Annotated in this window: 17 protein-coding genes, 1 other RNA gene and 1 other annotated feature; of the genes, 17 read left to right on the top strand and 1 reads right to left on the bottom strand. The window is 43.2% G+C overall.

What is annotated here, in order from left to right:
• The first annotated feature begins 181 nt into the window (after positions 1 to 181).
• The 17 genes from thrC to pgeF all read left to right on the top strand — a co-directional run bounded on the left by thrC (position 182) and on the right by pgeF (position 17735).
• The gene (gene thrC, locus R8695_RS10010; protein ID WP_154779784.1) at positions 182 to 1672 is read left to right on the top strand and encodes a threonine synthase; all 1491 of its coding nucleotides are present in this window, start codon (positions 182 to 184) and stop codon (positions 1670 to 1672) included.
• Between the two features lie 71 nt (positions 1673 to 1743).
• A non-coding RNA gene (gene ssrS, locus R8695_RS10005) (6S RNA) lies at positions 1744 to 1925 on the top strand.
• Between the two features lie 86 nt (positions 1926 to 2011).
• Positions 2012 to 3073, top strand: coding sequence for an aldose epimerase family protein (locus tag R8695_RS10000; RefSeq protein WP_118508848.1), 1062 nt, complete (start codon positions 2012 to 2014; stop codon positions 3071 to 3073).
• Between the two features lie 45 nt (positions 3074 to 3118).
• Positions 3119 to 4408 carry a SpoIID/LytB domain-containing protein gene (locus R8695_RS09995; RefSeq protein WP_154779783.1) on the top strand — a complete coding sequence of 430 codons (1290 nt, stop codon included), beginning with the start codon at positions 3119 to 3121 and terminating at the stop codon, positions 4406 to 4408.
• 96 nt (positions 4409 to 4504) lie between these two features.
• On the top strand, positions 4505 to 5467 hold the full coding sequence (locus R8695_RS09990) for a YihY/virulence factor BrkB family protein (protein WP_118508850.1): 963 nt from the start codon (positions 4505 to 4507) through the stop codon (positions 5465 to 5467).
• Positions 5468 to 5510: 43 nt separating this feature from the next.
• Positions 5511 to 5745 (top strand) — a binding site (T-box leader).
• A gap of 90 nt (positions 5746 to 5835) precedes the next feature.
• Entirely contained in the window at positions 5836 to 6855 is a 1020-nt protein-coding gene (gene pheS, locus R8695_RS09985; protein WP_154779844.1) for a phenylalanine--tRNA ligase subunit alpha, read from the top strand.
• A 24-nt stretch (positions 6856 to 6879) separates the two neighbouring features.
• Positions 6880 to 9297, top strand: coding sequence for a phenylalanine--tRNA ligase subunit beta (gene pheT / locus R8695_RS09980; RefSeq protein WP_154779782.1), 2418 nt, complete (start codon positions 6880 to 6882; stop codon positions 9295 to 9297).
• Positions 9297 to 9905, top strand: coding sequence for a histidine phosphatase family protein (locus tag R8695_RS09975; protein WP_154779781.1), 609 nt, complete (start codon positions 9297 to 9299; stop codon positions 9903 to 9905). Before pheT ends, R8695_RS09975 begins: the two co-directional genes overlap by 1 nt.
• 139 nt (positions 9906 to 10044) lie before the next feature.
• Complete coding sequence (locus tag R8695_RS09970; RefSeq protein ID WP_118508853.1) at positions 10045 to 11685, top strand: MotA/TolQ/ExbB proton channel family protein; 1641 nt, start codon at positions 10045 to 10047, stop codon at positions 11683 to 11685.
• Positions 11686 to 11700: 15 nt separating this feature from the next.
• Positions 11701 to 12669, top strand: coding sequence for an OmpA family protein (locus tag R8695_RS09965; RefSeq protein ID WP_118508854.1), 969 nt, complete (start codon positions 11701 to 11703; stop codon positions 12667 to 12669).
• An 84-nt stretch (positions 12670 to 12753) separates the two neighbouring features.
• Positions 12754 to 13629, top strand: a complete 876-nt coding sequence (locus tag R8695_RS09960) for a methionyl aminopeptidase (RefSeq protein ID WP_154779780.1) — start codon at positions 12754 to 12756, stop codon at positions 13627 to 13629.
• Positions 13630 to 13796: 167 nt separating this feature from the next.
• Positions 13797 to 14144 (top strand): 50S ribosomal protein L19, encoded by a 348-nt coding sequence (rplS, locus tag R8695_RS09955; RefSeq protein WP_118508856.1) that lies wholly within the window; start codon positions 13797 to 13799, stop codon positions 14142 to 14144.
• 78 nt (positions 14145 to 14222) lie between these two features.
• Positions 14223 to 14828, top strand: coding sequence for a signal peptidase I (gene lepB / locus R8695_RS09950; protein ID WP_118508857.1), 606 nt, complete (start codon positions 14223 to 14225; stop codon positions 14826 to 14828).
• A gap of 6 nt (positions 14829 to 14834) precedes the next feature.
• Complete coding sequence (ylqF, locus tag R8695_RS09945) at positions 14835 to 15695, top strand: ribosome biogenesis GTPase YlqF (RefSeq protein WP_154779779.1); 861 nt, start codon at positions 14835 to 14837, stop codon at positions 15693 to 15695.
• A gap of 2 nt (positions 15696 to 15697) precedes the next feature.
• The gene (locus R8695_RS09940) at positions 15698 to 16453 is read left to right on the top strand and encodes a ribonuclease HII (protein WP_118508859.1); all 756 of its coding nucleotides are present in this window, start codon (positions 15698 to 15700) and stop codon (positions 16451 to 16453) included.
• A gap of 65 nt (positions 16454 to 16518) precedes the next feature.
• Complete coding sequence (locus R8695_RS09935; protein WP_118508860.1) at positions 16519 to 16890, top strand: YraN family protein; 372 nt, start codon at positions 16519 to 16521, stop codon at positions 16888 to 16890.
• The gene (gene pgeF / locus R8695_RS09930) at positions 16887 to 17735 is read left to right on the top strand and encodes a peptidoglycan editing factor PgeF (protein WP_118508861.1); all 849 of its coding nucleotides are present in this window, start codon (positions 16887 to 16889) and stop codon (positions 17733 to 17735) included. The genes R8695_RS09935 and pgeF overlap by 4 nt, the downstream gene beginning before the upstream one ends.
• A gap of 69 nt (positions 17736 to 17804) precedes the next feature.
• Here pgeF and R8695_RS09925 read toward each other — a convergent pair whose 3' ends face one another.
• Entirely contained in the window at positions 17805 to 18974 is a 1170-nt protein-coding gene (locus R8695_RS09925; protein WP_118508862.1) for a ribose-phosphate pyrophosphokinase, read from the bottom strand.
• Positions 18975 to 18981 lie beyond the last annotated feature (7 nt).

Genomic DNA, 18981 nt, shown 5'->3' with positions numbered 1-18981 from the left:
AAATGATACAGATGCAGGTTTTCTCTTTTAGGGAGAGCCTGCATTTTTTGTGCATTCTTTCTTTGCATTTCATGAAGTACAAAGAAAAATGAGATATAATTTAGGATGGTATTTTACTAAAGCATATGCTATAATGTGCTCAATTGACAAATATTATTACTTTGGAAAGGCAGGAAACACAATGCAGGTATTATACAAAAGCACAAGAGGAAAAGAAGAAACCGTAACAGCTTCCATGGCTATTTTAAAGGGTTTGTCTGAGGATGGCGGCTTATTTGTGCCAACAGAGATTCCGAAACTGGATGTTCCGATGAATGAACTGGCTAAGATGAGCTATCAGGAAACAGCATACGAGGTAATGAAGCGTTTCCTTACTGATTTTACAGAAGATGAGTTAAAGAACTGCATCAACAATGCCTATGATGACAAATTTGATACAAAGGAGATCGCACCGCTTCACGAAGCAGACGGAGCTTATTTCCTGGAACTTTACCATGGAGCAACAATTGCATTTAAGGATATGGCATTGTCTATTCTTCCACATCTGATGACTACTGCTGCTAAGAAGAATCAGGTAAAGAATGAAATCGTAATCCTTACTGCAACTTCCGGAGATACAGGAAAAGCTGCCATGGCCGGATTTGCTGATGTTCCGGGCACTAAGATCATTGTATTCTACCCGAAGCATGGGGTAAGCCCGATTCAGGAGAAGCAGATGGTAACTCAGAAAGGCAATAACACCTATGTTGTGGGAATTACCGGAAACTTCGATGATGCGCAGACAGCAGTAAAGAAGATGTTTAATGACAAAGAACTGGAAGCAGAACTGGATGCAGCAGGATATCAGTTCTCATCTGCAAATTCTATTAATATCGGACGTCTGGTACCGCAGATTGTTTACTATGTATATGCATATGCATCTCTCGTACGTCAGGGTAAGATTAAAGATGGACAGGAGATCAATGTTGTAGTACCTACCGGAAACTTCGGAAATATCCTTGCAGCTTATTATGCAAAACAGATGGGACTTCCGATTCATAAATTAATCTGTGCATCCAACGATAATAAAGTTCTTTATGATTTCTTCCGTACAGGAACCTATGACAGAAAGCGTGATTTTATTCTTACAACATCACCATCTATGGATATACTGATCTCCAGTAATCTGGAGCGTCTGATCTATCGTATCGCAGGCGGGGATGCCTCAAAATGTGCAGAACTGATGCAGTCTCTGACTACAGGTGGTGAATATACTATCACTGAGGAAATGAAAGCACAGCTGTCTGATTTTTATGGCAATTACTGTACAGAGGAAGAAACTGCAGAGACTATTGCAAAGATCTATAAAGACAGCCATTATGTAATCGATACCCATACAGCAGTAGCTGCAGGTGTATATGCCAAATATGTAAAAGATACAGAGGATCATGTACCGGCTGTCATAGCGTCTACAGCCAGCCCATATAAATTTACTACAAGCGTCATGAACGCACTGGGCGTATCTACAGAAGGAAAAGATGATTTCGCTCTGGCAGATGAGCTCAGCGAAATGTCCGGAGTAAAGGTTCCTCAGGCAGTGGAAACCATCCGTACAGCTCCGGTTCTCCATGATCGTGTGGTAGACGCACCGGATATGCCGGCAGCAGTAAAGGATATTCTTGGAATAAAATAAATTAAAATATACGTATTTTATGTTGAAAAAGAGAATATACTAGAGTATAATAAAACCAGTCAAAGAAGTAAAACATCCTGGAATGCTCGAGGCCCCTTCTTTTTTTGAACCTACATCGACTTAAACGGGACTCCAAGATCGCACTGCGGATGTCAGGCCGTCATTATGCAGCGGAAGGCAGAAGCAGTGTTGAGGACACCCACCTGGCTGCGGCTAGGCGTCAATGGGAAGGGAACGACATTTCGGGACTTAAATAAAACAGGAAATGCAGAGCCGGTGAATGGCTCTTTTTTTCGTAATAAACGAAAAGCAAAAACTGAACAATGGGAGGAAAAGACAATGGGTGTTTCTGAAAAAAAATTTGGTGTTCTGCCAGATGGAGAACAGGTGAAGATGTTTCATCTGGAGAATAAATCCGGAGCATACGTAGAAGTGACGGACTTCGGTGCTCTTCTTGTGAAGGTATGCGTGCCGGATAAAGACGGAAAATTAACAGATGTGGTTCTGGGATATGATGATCTGGAATCTTATGAAGTAAACGGATGCTTTTTTGGTGCTGTGATCGGAAGAAGCGGCAACCGTATTGCAGGAGCGAAATTCTCTCTTTACGGAAAAGAGGTGACACTTGCGCAGAATGAGAATGACAATAATCTGCACAGTGGTCCTAATGCATTTGAGAAGAAACTGTGGAAGGCTGCAGAAATTTCCCAGGAGAAAAACAGTGTGATCTTCCATCGTATCAGTCCGGATGGCGAGAATGGATATCCAGGTGAATTTGACGTTTACGTAAAATATGAATTTACAGAAGAAAATGAATTAAAGATTCACTATCAGGGTATCTGTGATGAGCCGACAATCGCAAATATGACAAACCATTCTTACTTTAATCTGAATGGTGAGGGAAGCGGTACAGCAATGGATCAGTATCTGACGATCCATGCCAGATATTATACACCGGTGGCAGACAGCCATTCTATTCCAACAGGAGAATATGCGGAAGTTGCAGGAACTCCGATGGATTTCACAACTCCTAAGAGAATAGGGCAGGATATTGATGCAGATTTCCAGCAGCTTAAGTTTACAGGTGGCTATGATCATAACTATGTTACAGATAATTATGCAAAAGGCAGCAACAGATTGATCGCAACTGCATACAGCGATAAGAGCAAAATTGCCATGGATGTTACTTCTGATTGTCCTTGCGTTCAGTTTTATGCAGCTAATTTTGTAGATAATGAGAAAGGTAAGGGCGGACATATTTATAACAAACGTGAGGCTTTCTGTCTGGAAACACAGGTTGAGCCAAATGCAGTGAATACAGAGAATTTCCATTCTCCTGTCCTGGAAGCAGGGGAACAGTATGATTCTAATACTTCTTACCGTTTCTATATCAAAGACTGATAAGACAGATACATATTTTCTGGTTTTCTTCATATAAATGAATATATGAAGAAAACCAGATTTTTTTATGGGACAAATTGTATACTGCTGATGCTGCTGGGATGGGGAATCCTTTTTAACGAAGCAGTAAAAAGAGAAGGGCGGCGGGAAATAAGCGAATCTGTGGAAATTATGATCTCCCAGACACCGGAGAAAGAACAGGACAGGCAGGAAAAGAATCAGGAGACTGTTGAAGAGGATACAGGTAATTTACAGGAAGAACCGGATATCAGAGTACTTTTGACAGGAACAGATTACAGGACTTATGAACAGGAACAGGTTTCCGGTATCTGCGGCGGGAAAGCATTTACCTGTACTGCAGCTGATAGCAGGGTGCAGGACGGACCGCTAATCCTGGACGGAGGGGAAGAAGGAATTACAGTTACTTCTATTGAACGACAATGTGGAAATCCTATATATTACGGGAAACTGGAGATTATAAAAAACGGAGAGAAATTAAACCTGATTAATGAACTTCCCCTGGAAAAATATCTGGAAGCAGTAGTGCCAAGTGAAATGCCTGCTTCTTATGAGCCCCAGGCACTTCGCGCACAGGCTGTATGTGCCCGGACATATGCCTGGAAACACATTCAGGAGAAAGGAATTGACGGATATAATGCAGATGTGGATGACAGTGTAAATTATCAGGTATATGGCAATGTTTTTCCGGAAACATCCACAGATCAGGCTGTAAAAGACACCTTTGGACAGATTATGATGAAGGATGGAGAACCTGTAGAGGCCTATTATTTTTCAACTTCAGCAGGAATTACCAGTACAGATGAAATATGGGGTGCCAGGAAACCGGCTGCTTATCTGAAAAGTGTGGTCTGTGATTTTGACAGAGATTCTCCTTGGAGAAGCTGGAAGACAGTACTTCCCTGGCAGAAACTGCAGGAACAGGTCAGGATACTGTTTGAAGATGATAGCGAACTGATGACTGTGGAGGCAGTAAAGAAGAATGAAAGCGGCGCAGTGATCAGCCTCCAGGTGACTACAAAAAAGGAAAGTTATGAGATCAATCAGGAATATTCCATACGGAAGTTTCTTTCGCCGGAGGGATGCACGATCACAGAAAAAGACGGCACAAAGATAGAGGGCGGAACCCTTTTGCCGAGTGCCTATTTCACATTGAAACAGAAGAAAGAAGAGGGCCTAGAAATTACCGGAGGGGGATATGGACATGGTGTGGGAATGAGCCAGAACGGAGCGGATAAAATGGCAGATCAGGGCTATACCTGGGAGGAAATTCTGGAGTATTTCTTTAACCAGGTGAGAATTGAAACGGTCTACTGAATTCCTGTTTGTCAGAACTACAGATTCATGGTATGATATAAAAAGAGATTTCCTCGTTTTATGGAATCACTGTAAATAAACAGAATGGAGAAAATTATGGAAAGGGAAAAGGAAAAAAGGTCAGTAGTCACGCTTCTGCTTGGATTTATGAAACGTGTTTCCGGAGACCATGTAGGAGCATATGCTACACAGGCCGCATATTTTTTAATTTTATCCTTTATTCCGTGTATATTGTTTCTGACCACACTGGTTAGGTACACGCCTCTTACCTATAATGTGGTAAGGGACGCGATCGTTGCATTTGTTCCGGAGAATATTCAGAGTTTCGTACTGGGAATCGTGGTGGATGTATATAAACGAAGCACTACTATTATGCCTCTTTCTGCGCTGGTTGCTCTGTGGTCTGCGGGAAAGGGAATGCAGTCGGTAATCAATGGACTGAATACGATCTATCATGTAAAAGAAACCCGTAACTGGTTTATGACCAGGATTTATGCTGTATTTTATACCATGTGCCTGGTGATCGCCCTGATCATCTGTCTGCTTTTGCTGGTTCTGGGCAACAGGATCCAGGAGACGGTTTCTGTATACATTCCGTTTTTGGGAAGGATCATCGGCAGGGTGATCGGAGCCAGAACCGGCCTGGTATTTGCAGTGCTGTTCTTTGTGTTCCTGCTGCTGTACAAGGTTCTTCCCAACAGACCGGCCACATTTAAAAGTCAGATACCCGGGGCATTGATCATTGCCATTGCATGGTCGATCTTCTCGTATGGATTTTCCTTTTATTTCGAAATATTTCCGGGTTTCAGCAACATGTATGGCAGCCTGACTACGATCATTATGGTGATGATCTGGCTGTATGTGTGTATGAACCTGCTTATGTACGGTGCTGAGATCAATGCTTATTTTGAGAAGGATTTCCGTCATGCACACAGATCTGTGATAGGAAGGATCTCTCAGGAGAAAGAAAGGATACAAGCCTCCAGAAACATAGAACTGGAGAATAAAATTGCCGTTTCCGAAGAAAAAGAAGATGACAGTACGAAAAATCATACTTGACAGATTTTTCAGTCTGTGGCATAGTAAATACTGTCGATATATGAAAACGGCTTAGAAGGTGTTTTTAAGGATTTATTTTCCTTCAGAGAGAGGAGGTCATCGGCTGGAAGCTTCCTCAGGTTCAGATATTTCCTGAATTTCCCACCGGAGCTTCATTTTTGAAAATTTCTCTGCGAGAACAGTAGGAAATGACGTTGCTGCGCGTTAAGCAGACCGAGAGCCTGCAGAAAGATGCAGGAAGCAGGGTGGTACCGCGGAATTTATGCTCCGTCCCTTTACTGGGATGGAGCTTTTTTTATTGCTCACATGCCCTGTCTGACATACAGGAAATTATGATTATTTAAATAAAGGAGAAAGAAACCATGGATATGAAAGAAAAACTTCAGGAACTGGCTGAAGCAGCCAGAAAGCGGATCGATGAATCCGAGGGCCTGGACAAACTGAATGAAGTACGTGTGGCATACCTTGGCAAAAAAGGCGAGCTGACTGCAATCTTAAAGAGCATGAAAGATGTAGCTCCGGAAGAGCGCCCGAAAGTGGGACAGCTTGTAAATGAAACAAGAGCCAAGATCGAAACATTGCTTGATGAATCCAAACAGAAACTGGAAGAGGCAGTTCGTGAAGAGAAGATGAAACAGGAAGTGATTGACGTTACTTTACCTGCAAAGAAAGCCAAGATCGGTCATCGTCATCCGAACACCATTGCTCTGGAAGAAGTAGAACGTATCTTCATCGGTATGGGATATGAAGTAGTAGAAGGACCGGAAGTAGAGTATGCAGACTATAACTTTACCAAACTGAACATCCCTGAGAACCATCCGGCACGTGACGAGCAGGATACTTTCTTTATCAATGAGTCTATCCTTCTTCGTTCCCAGACATCACCGGTTCAGGCACGTACTATGGAGAAAGGCAAATTGCCGATCCGTATGATTGCACCGGGACGTGTGTTCCGTTCTGATGAAGTAGATGCAACACATTCTCCTTCTTTCCATCAGATCGAAGGTCTTGTTATTGACAAGAACATCACTTTTGCAGACCTGAAGGGAACTCTGCAGGAGTTTGCACAGGAATTATTCGGACCTGAGACAAAGACAAAATTCAGACCACATCACTTCCCATTCACAGAGCCAAGTGCAGAAGTAGACGTATCCTGCTTCAAATGCGGTGGTAAAGGATGCCGTTTCTGTAAAGGTTCCGGATGGATTGAAATCCTTGGCTGCGGCATGGTTCATCCGAACGTATTAAGCATGTGCGGAATTGATCCGGAAGAATATACAGGATTTGCATTCGGTGTGGGTCTTGAGCGTATCGCACTTCTGAAATATGAGATCGACGACATGAGACTTCTCTATGAGAATGACATTCGTTTCCTGAAACAGTTCTAATATATAAGAAAGAGGATTAACAAAATGAATACTTCATTATCTTGGATTAAAATGTATGTGCCGGATCTTGATGTGACAGCACAGGAATATACAGATGCCATGACACTGACCGGAACAAAGGTGGAAGGCTTCGAGAAACTGGATGCAGATCTGGATAAGATCGTAATCGGACAGATCGACAAGATCGAGAAACATCCGGATGCAGATAAACTGATCATCTGCCAGGTAAACATCGGAACAGAATCTGTACAGATCGTTACAGGTGCTCCGAATGTAAAAGAGGGAGACAAGGTTCCGGTTGTTCTTGACGGCGGACGTGTAGCAGGCGGTCATGACGGAAAGAAAACTCCAGGCGGAATCGAGATCAAGAAAGGGAAACTCCGTGGAGTTGAGTCCTGCGGTATGATGTGCTCAATCGAAGAACTGGGAAGCACAAGAGAAATGTATCCGGAAGCACCGGAATATGGAATCTATATTTTCCCGGAAGATGCTGTTGTAGGTGAGAGTGCTATCAAAGCACTGGGACTGGATGACGTTGTATTTGAATATGAGATCACATCCAACCGTGTAGACTGCTATGGTGTACTTGGAATCGCAAGAGAAGCAGCAGCTACTTTTGACAAGAAGTTCTGCCCTCCGGTTGTAAAGTGCAGGGGAAATGACGAGAAAGCATCTGATTATGTAAAAGTTACAGTAGAAGATCCGCAGCTCTGCCCACGTTACTGTGCAAGAGTTGTAAAGAATGTTAAGATCGGACCGTCCCCGAAATGGATGCAGAGATGTCTGGCTGCCAACGGAATCCGCCCGATCAACAACCTTGTAGATATTACAAACTATGTAATGGAAGAGTTCGGTCAGCCAATGCATGCGTATGACCTGGATACAATTGCAGGAAAAGAGATTGTTGTACGCCGTGCAAAAAATGATGAGAAATTCGTGACACTTGATGGTCAGGAACGTACCATGGATGATCAGGTACTGATGATCTGTGACGGTGAGAAAGCAGTCGGCATCGCTGGTATCATGGGCGGTGAGAACTCCATGATCACTGATAATGTAAAGACAGTTCTTTTCGAAGCAGCATGCTTTGACGGAACAAATATCCGTCTTTCTTCCAAGAGAATCGGTCTGAGAACAGATGCTTCCGGTAAATTCGAGAAAGGTCTTGATCCGAATAATGCACAGGCAGCTATCGACAGAGCATGCCAGCTTATGGAAGAACTTGGCGCAGGCGAAGTTGTAGGCGGAATGGTAGATGTATGCAGCGAAGTAAGAGAGCCATCCAGAGTTCCGTTCAAACCTGAGAAGATCAATGCACTTCTCGGAACAGACCTGACACCGGAAGAAATGCTTGCATACCTTGCAAAAGTAGAACTGACATATGATGAGAAGACAAACGAAATCGTGGCTCCTACTTTCCGTCAGGATATCCACTATGTGGCAGACGTAGCAGAAGAAGTTGCCAGATTCTTCGGATATGACAAGATCCCGACAACACTCCCTACAGGTGAAGCTACTACAGGTAAACTTCCATTCAAGCTTCGTATTGAAGCAGTAGCACGTGATATCGCTGAATACTGCGGATTCTCCGAAGGAATGAGCTATTCATTTGAGAGCCCCAAGGTATTTGATAAATTAAGACTTCCGGCTGACAGCGAACTTCGTCAGGGAATCGTGATCAGCAATCCTCTGGGAGAGGATTACAGTGTAATGAGAACTACTACATTAAACGGTATGCTAAGTTCTCTGGCCACTAACTATAACAGAAGAAATAAAGACGTTCGTCTCTATGAACTTGGTAATGTATATCGTCCGCATTCCCTGCCTCTGACAGAACTTCCGGATGAACGTATGCATTTCACACTTGGTATGTATGGAAACGGTGATTTCTTTGATATGAAGGGCGTTTGCGAAGAGTTCTTTGAGAAAGTCGGCATGAGAGATAAAGTAGATTATGATCCGAACAGCGGTAAGACTTATCTCCATCCGGGAAGACAGGCAAACATGATCTATGATGGCAAAGTTGTAGGGTACCTTGGAGAGGTTCATCCACTGGTTGCTGATACTTATGGAATCGGTGAAAAGGCATATGTGGCAGTGATCGATATCCTTACAGTTCTTGAATTTGCAAGTTTCAACCATAAATACACAGGAATTGCCAAATATCCAGCAGTAACCCGTGACTTAAGTATGGTAGTTCCGAAAACTGTTCTTGCAGGACAGATTGAGCATGTTCTTGTACAGAGAGGCGGAAAAATCCTCGAGAGCTATCAGTTATTTGATATCTACGAAGGAAACCAGATTAAAGAAGGATACAAGTCTATGGCTTATTCTCTGGTATTCCGCCATCATGACAAGACTCTCGAAGAGAACGAGATCACAGCAGCAATGAAGAAGATCTTAAATGGTCTGACTGACCTTGGAATCGAGCTGAGAAGTTAATGTTACTTTATGTATTAAGACATGGGATAACCCAGTGGAATAAACGAAAGAAAGTGCAGGGGGCAGTAGATATTCCCCTGGCACCGGAGGGAATCGAACTTGCAGAAAAGACAGGCGAAGCATTGAAGGATGTACATTTTGACATCTGCTTTACCAGTCCTCTGACAAGGGCAAAACAGACTGCCAGATGTGTGCTGGGAGACAGAAAGATTCCTGTTATTGAAGATAAAAGAATTCAGGAGATTGATTTTGGAGTTCTTGAGGGAACACAGTTTAAGGATGTGCAGGGAAAGATCATCAGCCATGAAATGGAAATCTTTTTTGAGGATCCGCTAAAATTCAAACGTCCGAAAAACGGAGAGGATATTTCTGATATTCTGAAACGTACCAGGGAATTCTGGATTGAGAAAACAACAGATCCGGCACTGACAGACAAGACAGTTCTGATCTCTTCCCATGGATGTGCGGTCCGCGCACTGCTTCAGAACATTTATCAGGATCATGCACATTTCTGGCATGGATGTGTGCCGCCTAACTGCAGCATCAATCTGGTGGAGATTCAGGACGGACAGGCACGTCTGATCGAAGAAGATAAAGTATATGCATAAAAGCTTCCCGGGACAGGAAATCTTGTATGATTTTCCTGCTCCGGGATTTTTTTCGTCAAATATTCACAGGGATATGCCTTGTTATCACTATGGTATTGTGATATTATATACAAAAAAGTGAAAACACAGGAGGTGTATTATGGGCAAGAAAATTATGAATGCGCTGACCTTTCTGATCGTGCTTGGAGCTTGTATCGTAATGACAGTGTATATAGGAAAAGGATCTGTCAGCACCATGACGTACAACTTCGTATTTCTTGGCATTATGACAGTACTGTATCTGGCAGGACTGTTTATGGGAATGTTCCGCGTAGACAGTATTGCACAGGCACTGAAAAGAGGAACAGAAGAACTTGCAGGGATCTTTCAGACACCGGGAAAGGTGAAGAATGATAGTCTTACACATCTTCAGGGAATCTTTGACCACAAGTATCTGGATGACAGAATGGACAGTTTCATTAACAGCATGGGCAATACCCAGGAAGGGATCGGAGATGTAGAAGAATTCATCAACGAAGACGAGATTGACCTTCATGTACATAAAAAGCTTCTGGAGATGGTGCCTGATATTTTTACAAGTCTTGGTATTCTGGGAACTTTTGTAGGTCTTGTATGGGGGCTTAAGAATTTCGAACCTTCCAGCTATGAGACGATGACCAATTCTGTGGCGTCTCTTGTGGAAGGTATCAAGGTGGCATTTCTGACTTCTATTTACGGAATCGCTCTGGCTATTGTGTACACTTCAGGAATGAAGAGCATCTATGCGGGCATGAACGAGAAACTCCAGGAATTTCTGGAAAAATTTCATGTTTATGTACTTCCTACAGCAGAAAATGAATCTAGAAATCTTATGGTAGCCAGCCAGAAGCTGCAGACCCGTGCCATGAAGCAGATGGCAGAGCAGCTTTCTACACAGATGGCAGAAAGCTTTGAGAAAGCCATTACTCCTACTTTCCAGAAAATGAACGAATCTCTGGATGTACTGACAGAATCTGTAACGAAATGCCAGCAGGATGTGATGCAGGAGATCCTGCGATCTTTCATGAGAGAGATGAACAGCTCTTTTAAAATGCAGTTCAAGGATTTCAATGAAGCTCTTGCACAGCTGAAAAAAGCACAGAAGGACAATACAGATTATACGACCAGCCTGTACCGTACCATGAGCGAACAGCTAAATGAGTCTTACCTGAAACAGAGTGAAACTATGAAAGAAATCGTAAATGAGCTTGGGAATGTTCAGGGACGTTATATGTCTACTGCTACCAGGATCGCTGAGGATAATCAGGAGATCCAGAAAATGCAGCAGCAGGATTATCAGAGAGTGGCAGACTATCTGAAAGAGGCAGAGAAAACTTCGGCCAAATTCTGGGTTGCCTGCAACCAGACCATGCAGAAATATGTGGAAACAGCTGCTCAGGGAATGGAAAAGGCCTCAGTATCTAACCAGGCAAGTGCACAGGTACTGGATGCCAACCGCAGGATTATGGAAGAACTTGAGGAAAGAATGCAGGATTTCGTTTCCTGCCAGAAAAAGACCTATCAGACCATGGAACAGGTTCGCAGACTGCTGGCCGATGTGGCAGTGGCTGGAGAGAATAATAATATTTATCTGAGCAGCGGAAGAACAGCTCAGACTACTGCCGGAAAAGAAAATATGGAAGTGCGCAGGCTTCTGAAGGAACAGGGGGAACGTCAGGAAGCACTTCTGGAAGAAATGAACAAGACCATGAAAGAACTTTCAAAAGGTTCCCAGAAAGGCAGATTTGGTATTTTCAGATAAGAAAAGGAGAAGACTATGCGCAAAAAGAAAAGATCAGACGAGAGTGGATTTAATGTATGGCGTTCTTACTCTGATATGATGGCGGGTGTGTTGCTTCTCTTTGTCCTGATCATGTGTGTGACCCTTTTTCAGGCACAGAAGAGCTATAATGAGAGTATCAAGGAACGGGACGATAAGATTGCACTGCAGGAGCAGTATACTGCTGAGATCCTGGCACAGCAGACAGAGCTGGATGAAAAGAACAGCCAGTTAAGTTCTCAGGATGAACAGCTGGATAAGCAGAAAAAACTCCTGGCAGAGCTTGCAGCACAGCTGAAAGAACAGCAGGCCACACTTGACAAACAGCAGACAGATCTGGATGAAAAGACATCCCTGCTTGCAACTCAGCAGAAGAAGATTGATAATATCATTGGTGTAAAAGCGGATGTTATTGAAGCTTTGCAAAAAGAATTTTCCAAAAATAATGTAAGTGTTGATATTGATTCCCAGACAGGTGCCCTTACCCTGAATGCAAGTGTTCTGTTTGATTATGATCAGTCAGAACTGACAGATTCAGGCAAAGAGGAGCTGGCGGAAATCCTGCCGATCTACTGTAAGGTTCTGCTTCAGGACGAATATAAGAAATATCTGGCAGAGATCATTATTGATGGATATACGGATACAGATGGAGATTATTCCTATAATCTGGAGCTTTCCCAGAAACGTTCCCTGGCTGTGGCCCAGTATCTGACAGAGATCAGGGAGAATTTTCTGGATGCAGACCAGATTTCAGATCTGCAGTCCTATCTGACTGTTAACGGACATTCCATGGCAAATCCGGTTCTGGATGCAGACGGAAATGTAGATAAGGACGCATCCAGACGAGTGGAGGTCAAATTCCGTCTTAAGGATGATGAAATGATTGACGAACTGAATCAGATCATGACAGCAGATGAAAGTACTTCCAAAGATCAAAAAGATACAAAAGATACTTCAAACGATTAATTTTTCCAATAATATTCCGTTATTTCCCTGAAAAATGTGTTATGATATTCAAGGCGCAAAAGAAGATTAAAAAGGAGAGGTATCATGTCTGCAAAAATTGGAAGAAATGATCCGTGTTGGTGCGGAAGTGGAAAAAAATATAAAAAATGCCATGAGGCGTTTGATGAAAAAATGGAACTCATGAAACAGAAAGGATATGCTGTACTGGATCATAGCCTGATTAAGACACCGGAACAGATCGAGAAGATCAAAGAGAGCTGTAAGATCAATGTGGCAGTTCTGGATTATGTGGCAGAACATATCCGCCCGGGCATTTCCACTGCTGAGATCGACCGATGGGTACATGAGGAAACGGTAAGACACGGAGGTATTCCGGCTCCACTGAATTATGAAGGTTTTCCGAAAAGCGTATGCACTTCCATCAATGAAGTAGTATGCCATGGAATCCCCAATGAGGAAGAGATCCTGCAGGAGGGGGACATTATTAACGTAGATGTTTCTACTATTTATAATGGATATTATTCTGATTCATCCAGAATGTTCTGCATCGGTAAAGTAAGTCCTGAGAAGGAGAAACTGGTAAAAGTAACCAAAGAGTGTGTGGAAATCGGTGTTTCCAAGGTAGTACCGTGGACACCTATCGGAAATATGGGCAGTGCAGTCCATCAGCATGCAGTAAAAAATGGTTACAGCGTAGTACGGGAGATCGGCGGTCATGGAGTGGGAATTGAATTCCATGAAGATCCCTGGGTAAGCTATGTTTCCCAGGAGAACACAGGAGTGCTGATGGTACCGGGTATGATGTTTACCATTGAACCTATGGTAAACATGGGCAGCGATGAGATCTACACAGATGAAGAGGACGACTGGACAGTCCGTACGGAGGACGGCCTTCCTTCTGCACAGTGGGAAGTGACAGTTCTTGTGACAGAAACAGGATGTGAAGTGATCTGCTGGTAAGGCCAGATGAGCTGTGGGATTCTGCGGTTTATAAATTTTTTATTTATTAAAAAAATATCTTGCAAACCGGGCAATCCTATAGTATAATCATCCATGTTGTGAAAAAAGATGGTCCTCTGTTACGAATCATGTATTAAGAACATCCATATAAGATAGGAGAGAATAAAATGAACGAAATTATCAAAAACATTGAAGCTGCTCAGTTAAAAGCTGAAGTTCCGGAATTCAACACCGGTGACACTGTAAGAGTACACGCACTGATCAAAGAGGGAAACCGTGAGCGTGTTCAGATCTTCGAAGGAACAGTTCTGAAGAAACAGGGTGGAAGCAACAGAGCAACCTTTACAGTAAGAAAGAATTCCAACGGTGTTGGTGTTGAGAAAACATGGCCGCTGCATTCCCCACACGTAGTTAAAGTAGAAGTGATCCGTCGTGGTAAAGTACGTCGTGCGAAACTGAACTACTTAAGAGACCGTGTAGGTAAAGCTGCTAAGGTAAAAGAGCTGGTTAAATAATTTCATGAATTAATTTAAAGGAAGGGACAATAACTTGGGTATTGTCCCTCTTTTTCCATCTGTCAGGAGAATTTTTGGATGAATATAAAAAAGTGGAAAGAGTGTCCCGGATTTCAGGAGACAAAAGGCAGACTGGAAACCCATCTGGAAGATAAAAAGACCAGAAATATTTTTAACTGGGTATTTCAGATTATTGTCACTCTGGTCTTTGCCATAGTGGTGGGGATTGTGATGTTTCAGTCTGTGACGATACAGGAGAGTTCTATGGAGCCTACGCTGACAGTAGGAGAGAAACTGTTTGTAAACCGTGGGATTTATAAGGTATCTTCGCCGGAGCGGGGAGATATCATTGTGTTTAAAACAAACGGAAGTGATGAAGCAGCTCTTCATATCGGCCGTGTGATCGGACTTCCCGGAGAAACTGTACAGATTTCCAATGGCAGAGTGCTGATCAATGGTGAAATTTATGAAGAAAGCGGCAATCTTCCGGAAATGACCAATGCAGGACTGGCCTCCAGTTCTGTTTCCCTGGAGAATGGGGAATATTTTGTCCTTGGTGACAACAGAAACAACAGTGAAGACAGCCGGTATGCAGATATCGGAAATGTAAAAAAGAAATATATTGTGGGAAAATTATGGTTTGTAATTTCCCCCAAAGATAAAAGCGGATTTTTGAAAGGTTAGGTAAATATGAACGTACAATGGTACCCAGGTCATATGACCAAAGCAAAGAGGCAGATGCAGGAGGATATCAAGCTGATCGATCTGATCATTGAGCTTGTGGATGCCCGAGTGCCTCTTTCCAGCAGAAACCCGGATATTGATGAGCTGGGAAAGAACAAGTCCCGGCTTATTTTGCTGAATAAGGCAGATCTGGCAGATGAGAGACAGAATGAAGCCTGGAAGGCATATTTTCAGAAAAAGGGATTTTTCGTAGTAAAGGTAGATTCCAGAAACGGTTCCGGGATGAAAATGATCCAGAATGTGATCCAGGAAGCATGTAAAGAAAAGATTGAGAGAGACAGACGGAGGGGAATCAAAAACCGTCCGATCCGTGCCATGGTAGTAGGAATTCCCAATGTGGGAAAATCTACATTTATCAATACTTTTGCAGGCAGAGCGTGTGCCAAGACCGGAAATAAACCAGGAGTTACCAAAGGCAAACAGTGGATCCGCCTGAATAAAGGGGTAGAACTTCTGGATACACCTGGAATCCTCTGGCCGAAGTTTGAAGATCAGCAGGTTGGAATGCGTCTGGCATGTGTGGGATCTATCAAAGATGATATCCTGAATATGGAAGAACTTTCTTTATGGTTGATCGATTATCTGCGGGAACATTATGCAGGGATTCTTTCTGCCAGATATGAAGTTGAAGAAGAAGGGGCTGCTGTAGAAGTCTTAGAACGGATCGCAAGGGCCAGGGGATGTCTGAAGAAACAGGAAGAACTGGACTATGCCAAAGCAGCTCTGGTATTATTTGACGATTTCCGCTCCGGCAAGATCGGAAGGATCACTCTTGAATGGCCGACAGCAGAGAACGAGGAAAAGTGAAAATGAAAACCATCAGTGAGATAAAGGAAGAATTTGCCGGGCTGGATATCATCAAATACCAGGAATTCAGAAACAGATACCAGGAAGACTCCAGGGCGGGTGTGCAGAAACTGATAGAACAGAGCTATAAAAAAGAAGCAGCTCTGGAAGCGGAGAAACTGCGCACAGAACAGATGAAAGTTTATGAACATAAGTATGAAGATCTGGGGTATCTGTGCGGAATTGATGAAGTGGGCAGAGGTCCTCTGGCAGGTCCTGTGGTAGCAGGAGCGGTAATCCTTCCGAAAGACAGCCAGATTCTGTACCTGAATGATTCCAAGAAGCTTACAGCTGCAAAGAGGGAAGAACTTTATGATGTGATCATGAAAGAAGCTGTGGCAGTGGGGATCGGGATGGCTGACCCTGAGAGGATCGATGAGATCAATATCCTTCAGGCGACCTATGAAGCGATGCGCCAGGCTGTGAGTAAACTGTCCGTGGTGCCTCAGCTTCTTTTAAATGATGCGGTTACGATTCCGGAGGTCGTGATTCCTCAGGTGCCGATCATCAAAGGGGATGCCAAAAGTGTATCGATTGCGGCGGCCAGTATTGTGGCGAAGGTGACCAGAGATCGTATGATGGAGGACTATGATAAAATCTATCCGGAATATGGTTTTGCATCCAATAAGGGATATGGTGCACAGGTACATATAGATGCATTGAAAAAATATGGCCCCTGTCCTATACACAGAAGAACTTTTATTACACACTTTGTATAATTTCAGAAGATATCCAGGCGAAACACCAAAGAGGCCTACACGAGATCAGAAATGGATGAACAGATTTGAATCATAATACCAGAAAAACAGGAACCTGGTATGAACAAAAGGCAGCAGAGTATCTGAAATGCCAGGGGCTTGTAATACTGGCGCACAATTACAGATGCAGATTCGGAGAAATAGACCTGATAGCAAGAGATGGCCGTTATGTGGTGTTTGTAGAAGTAAAATACCGCAGAAATGGTTCTTCAGGTGTTTCTCTGGAAGCAGTAACGCCTGCGAAGCAAAGAGTGATCAGCAGGGTAGCACAGTTTTATCTGACTGTGAAATACAATAGTGTGGATGTTCCATGCAGATTCGATGTGGTTGGCATTGATGGAGACAGGCTACAGTGGAAAAAGAATGCATTTGAATATCAGACAGGAATGAAAATATGAAGATAAAATGGCAAGATGAGAAAATTCCACATATGAATGTGAAAGAAGCAGGAGAAGTTACCTATCTTACTTATCCGGCATTTGAGAAGCTGGAAGGCATTATCCATGGTTTCAGCACCCGCCTGGGCGGTGTAAGCAGAGGAATTTACAGTTCTATGAATCTGAGCTTTACCAGAGGAGATGAAGAGGAAGCAGTAAAAGAAAATTACAGAAGGATTGCACAGGCAATTGGATTTCGGACAGATGATATTGTCACTTCTGATCAGACGCATACGGCGAATGTGAGAAAAGTGACAGAAGCGGATCGTGGAAAAGGAATTACAGTTCCACGGGATTATCAGGATGTGGATGGAATGGTGACAAATGTTCCGGGACTGGTTCTGACCACATTTTATGCAGATTGTGTTCCTCTTTATTTCGTGGATCCGGTGAAATGTGTGATCGGTCTTTCTCACTCTGGCTGGAGAGGGACTGTTGCAAAGATCGGAAAAGCAACTGTAGAGAAGATGAAAGAGGAATATGGATGCCACCCGGAAGATATTCTGGCTGCAATAGGCCCGTCTATCTGCCAGGACTGCTATGAAGTCAGCGAAGATGTAATAGAAGAATTTAAAACTGCTTTTGCCGGGGAGTATCAGGAACGACTGTACTATAAAAAGAAAAATGGAAAATATCAGTTGAATCTCTGGGAGACAAACCGCCTTATTTTCCTGGAAGCAGGAATTCCTGAAGCTAATATTTCCATGCCTGGCATTTGTACCTGCTGTAATCCTGAGTTTCTGTTTTCACACAGAGCTTCTCATGGAAAGAGGGGGAATCTGGCAGCGTTTCTGGGACTGAAATAATAAAAAAGCCTGAATCCATACAGTTATGATACAGATACTGCATGAATTCAGGCTTTTTATTTTATAAGATTATTTACCATTTACTTTCTGCATCAGGCTCATGATCTTTTCGTTGCTGGAACGAACCTTCTCTACAGAAACATCATGATTAATGATATCAATAATACTTGCAAGATATTTGCTCATGTTTGCTTCGATATAGTATGGTTTGGTCAGAAGTTCCGGGATACGGTAATTCAGGTTGGTGGTGATGACACGGTCCAGCCATCCTTTTTCATAATATTCATCGAATTTATCCATGCCGTCTGTAAACAGTCCGTAAGTTGTGCATACGAAAACACGTTTTGCATGGCGCTCTTTTAACTGCTTGGCAACATCCAGCATACTTCCACCTGAGGAGATCATATCATCGATAACGACTACATCCTTGCCTTCTACAGAATCACCCAGGAATTCGTGGGCAACGATAGGGTTCTTACCATTTACGATAGTAGAATAATCACGGCGTTTGTAGAACATACCCATGTCCACGCCGAGAATATTGGAGAAATACACTGCTCTGGACATAGCACCTTCATCAGGGCTGATGATCATCAGATGATCGTTGTCTACCTTAAGATCAGGAACACTCTTGATAAGAGCTTTCAGGAACTGATAGGTAGGGAAGAAATTATCGAATCCATTCAGCGGGATGGAGTTCTGTACACGTGGATCATGTGCATCGAATGTGATCAGGTTGGAAACTCCCATATCACTTAATTCCTTTAATGCCAGAGCGCAGTCCAGAGATTCTCTTTTGGTACGTCTGTGCTGACGGCCTTCGTAAAGGAACGGCATGATTACGTTGATGCGGTGTGCCTTACCTGTTGCAGCAGAGATGATTCGTTTCAGATCCTGAAAATGATTGTCAGGAGACATGTGGTTTTCGTGTCCGCATACAGTATAGGTTTCGCTGTAGTTGGTAACGTCTACCATGATGAATAAATCTGTACCACGAACAGATTCTTTGATGTAGCCCTTTCCTTCACCGGTTCCGAAACGTGGGCACGCACATTCTACAAGGAAAGATTCTTCGCTGTAACCCTGCGGAATGATGCTTAACTGTTTGCGGGCAACCAGTTCTTTGCGGAATTTCACCAGTTTTTTATCAACTTCTTCGGCGAGATCCTGGCATCCAAGTGCAGCAATACGAATGGGTGCCACCGGCATGGATTTTTCCAGTAATTCTATGTTTGGCATAATATTC

Source organism: Blautia luti (assembly GCF_033096465.1).
Taxonomy (GTDB): Bacteria; Bacillota; Clostridia; order Lachnospirales; family Lachnospiraceae; genus Blautia_A; species Blautia_A luti.
Note: the sequence above shows the minus strand (reverse complement) of the source record. Positions and strands in the feature narration are given on the sequence as shown.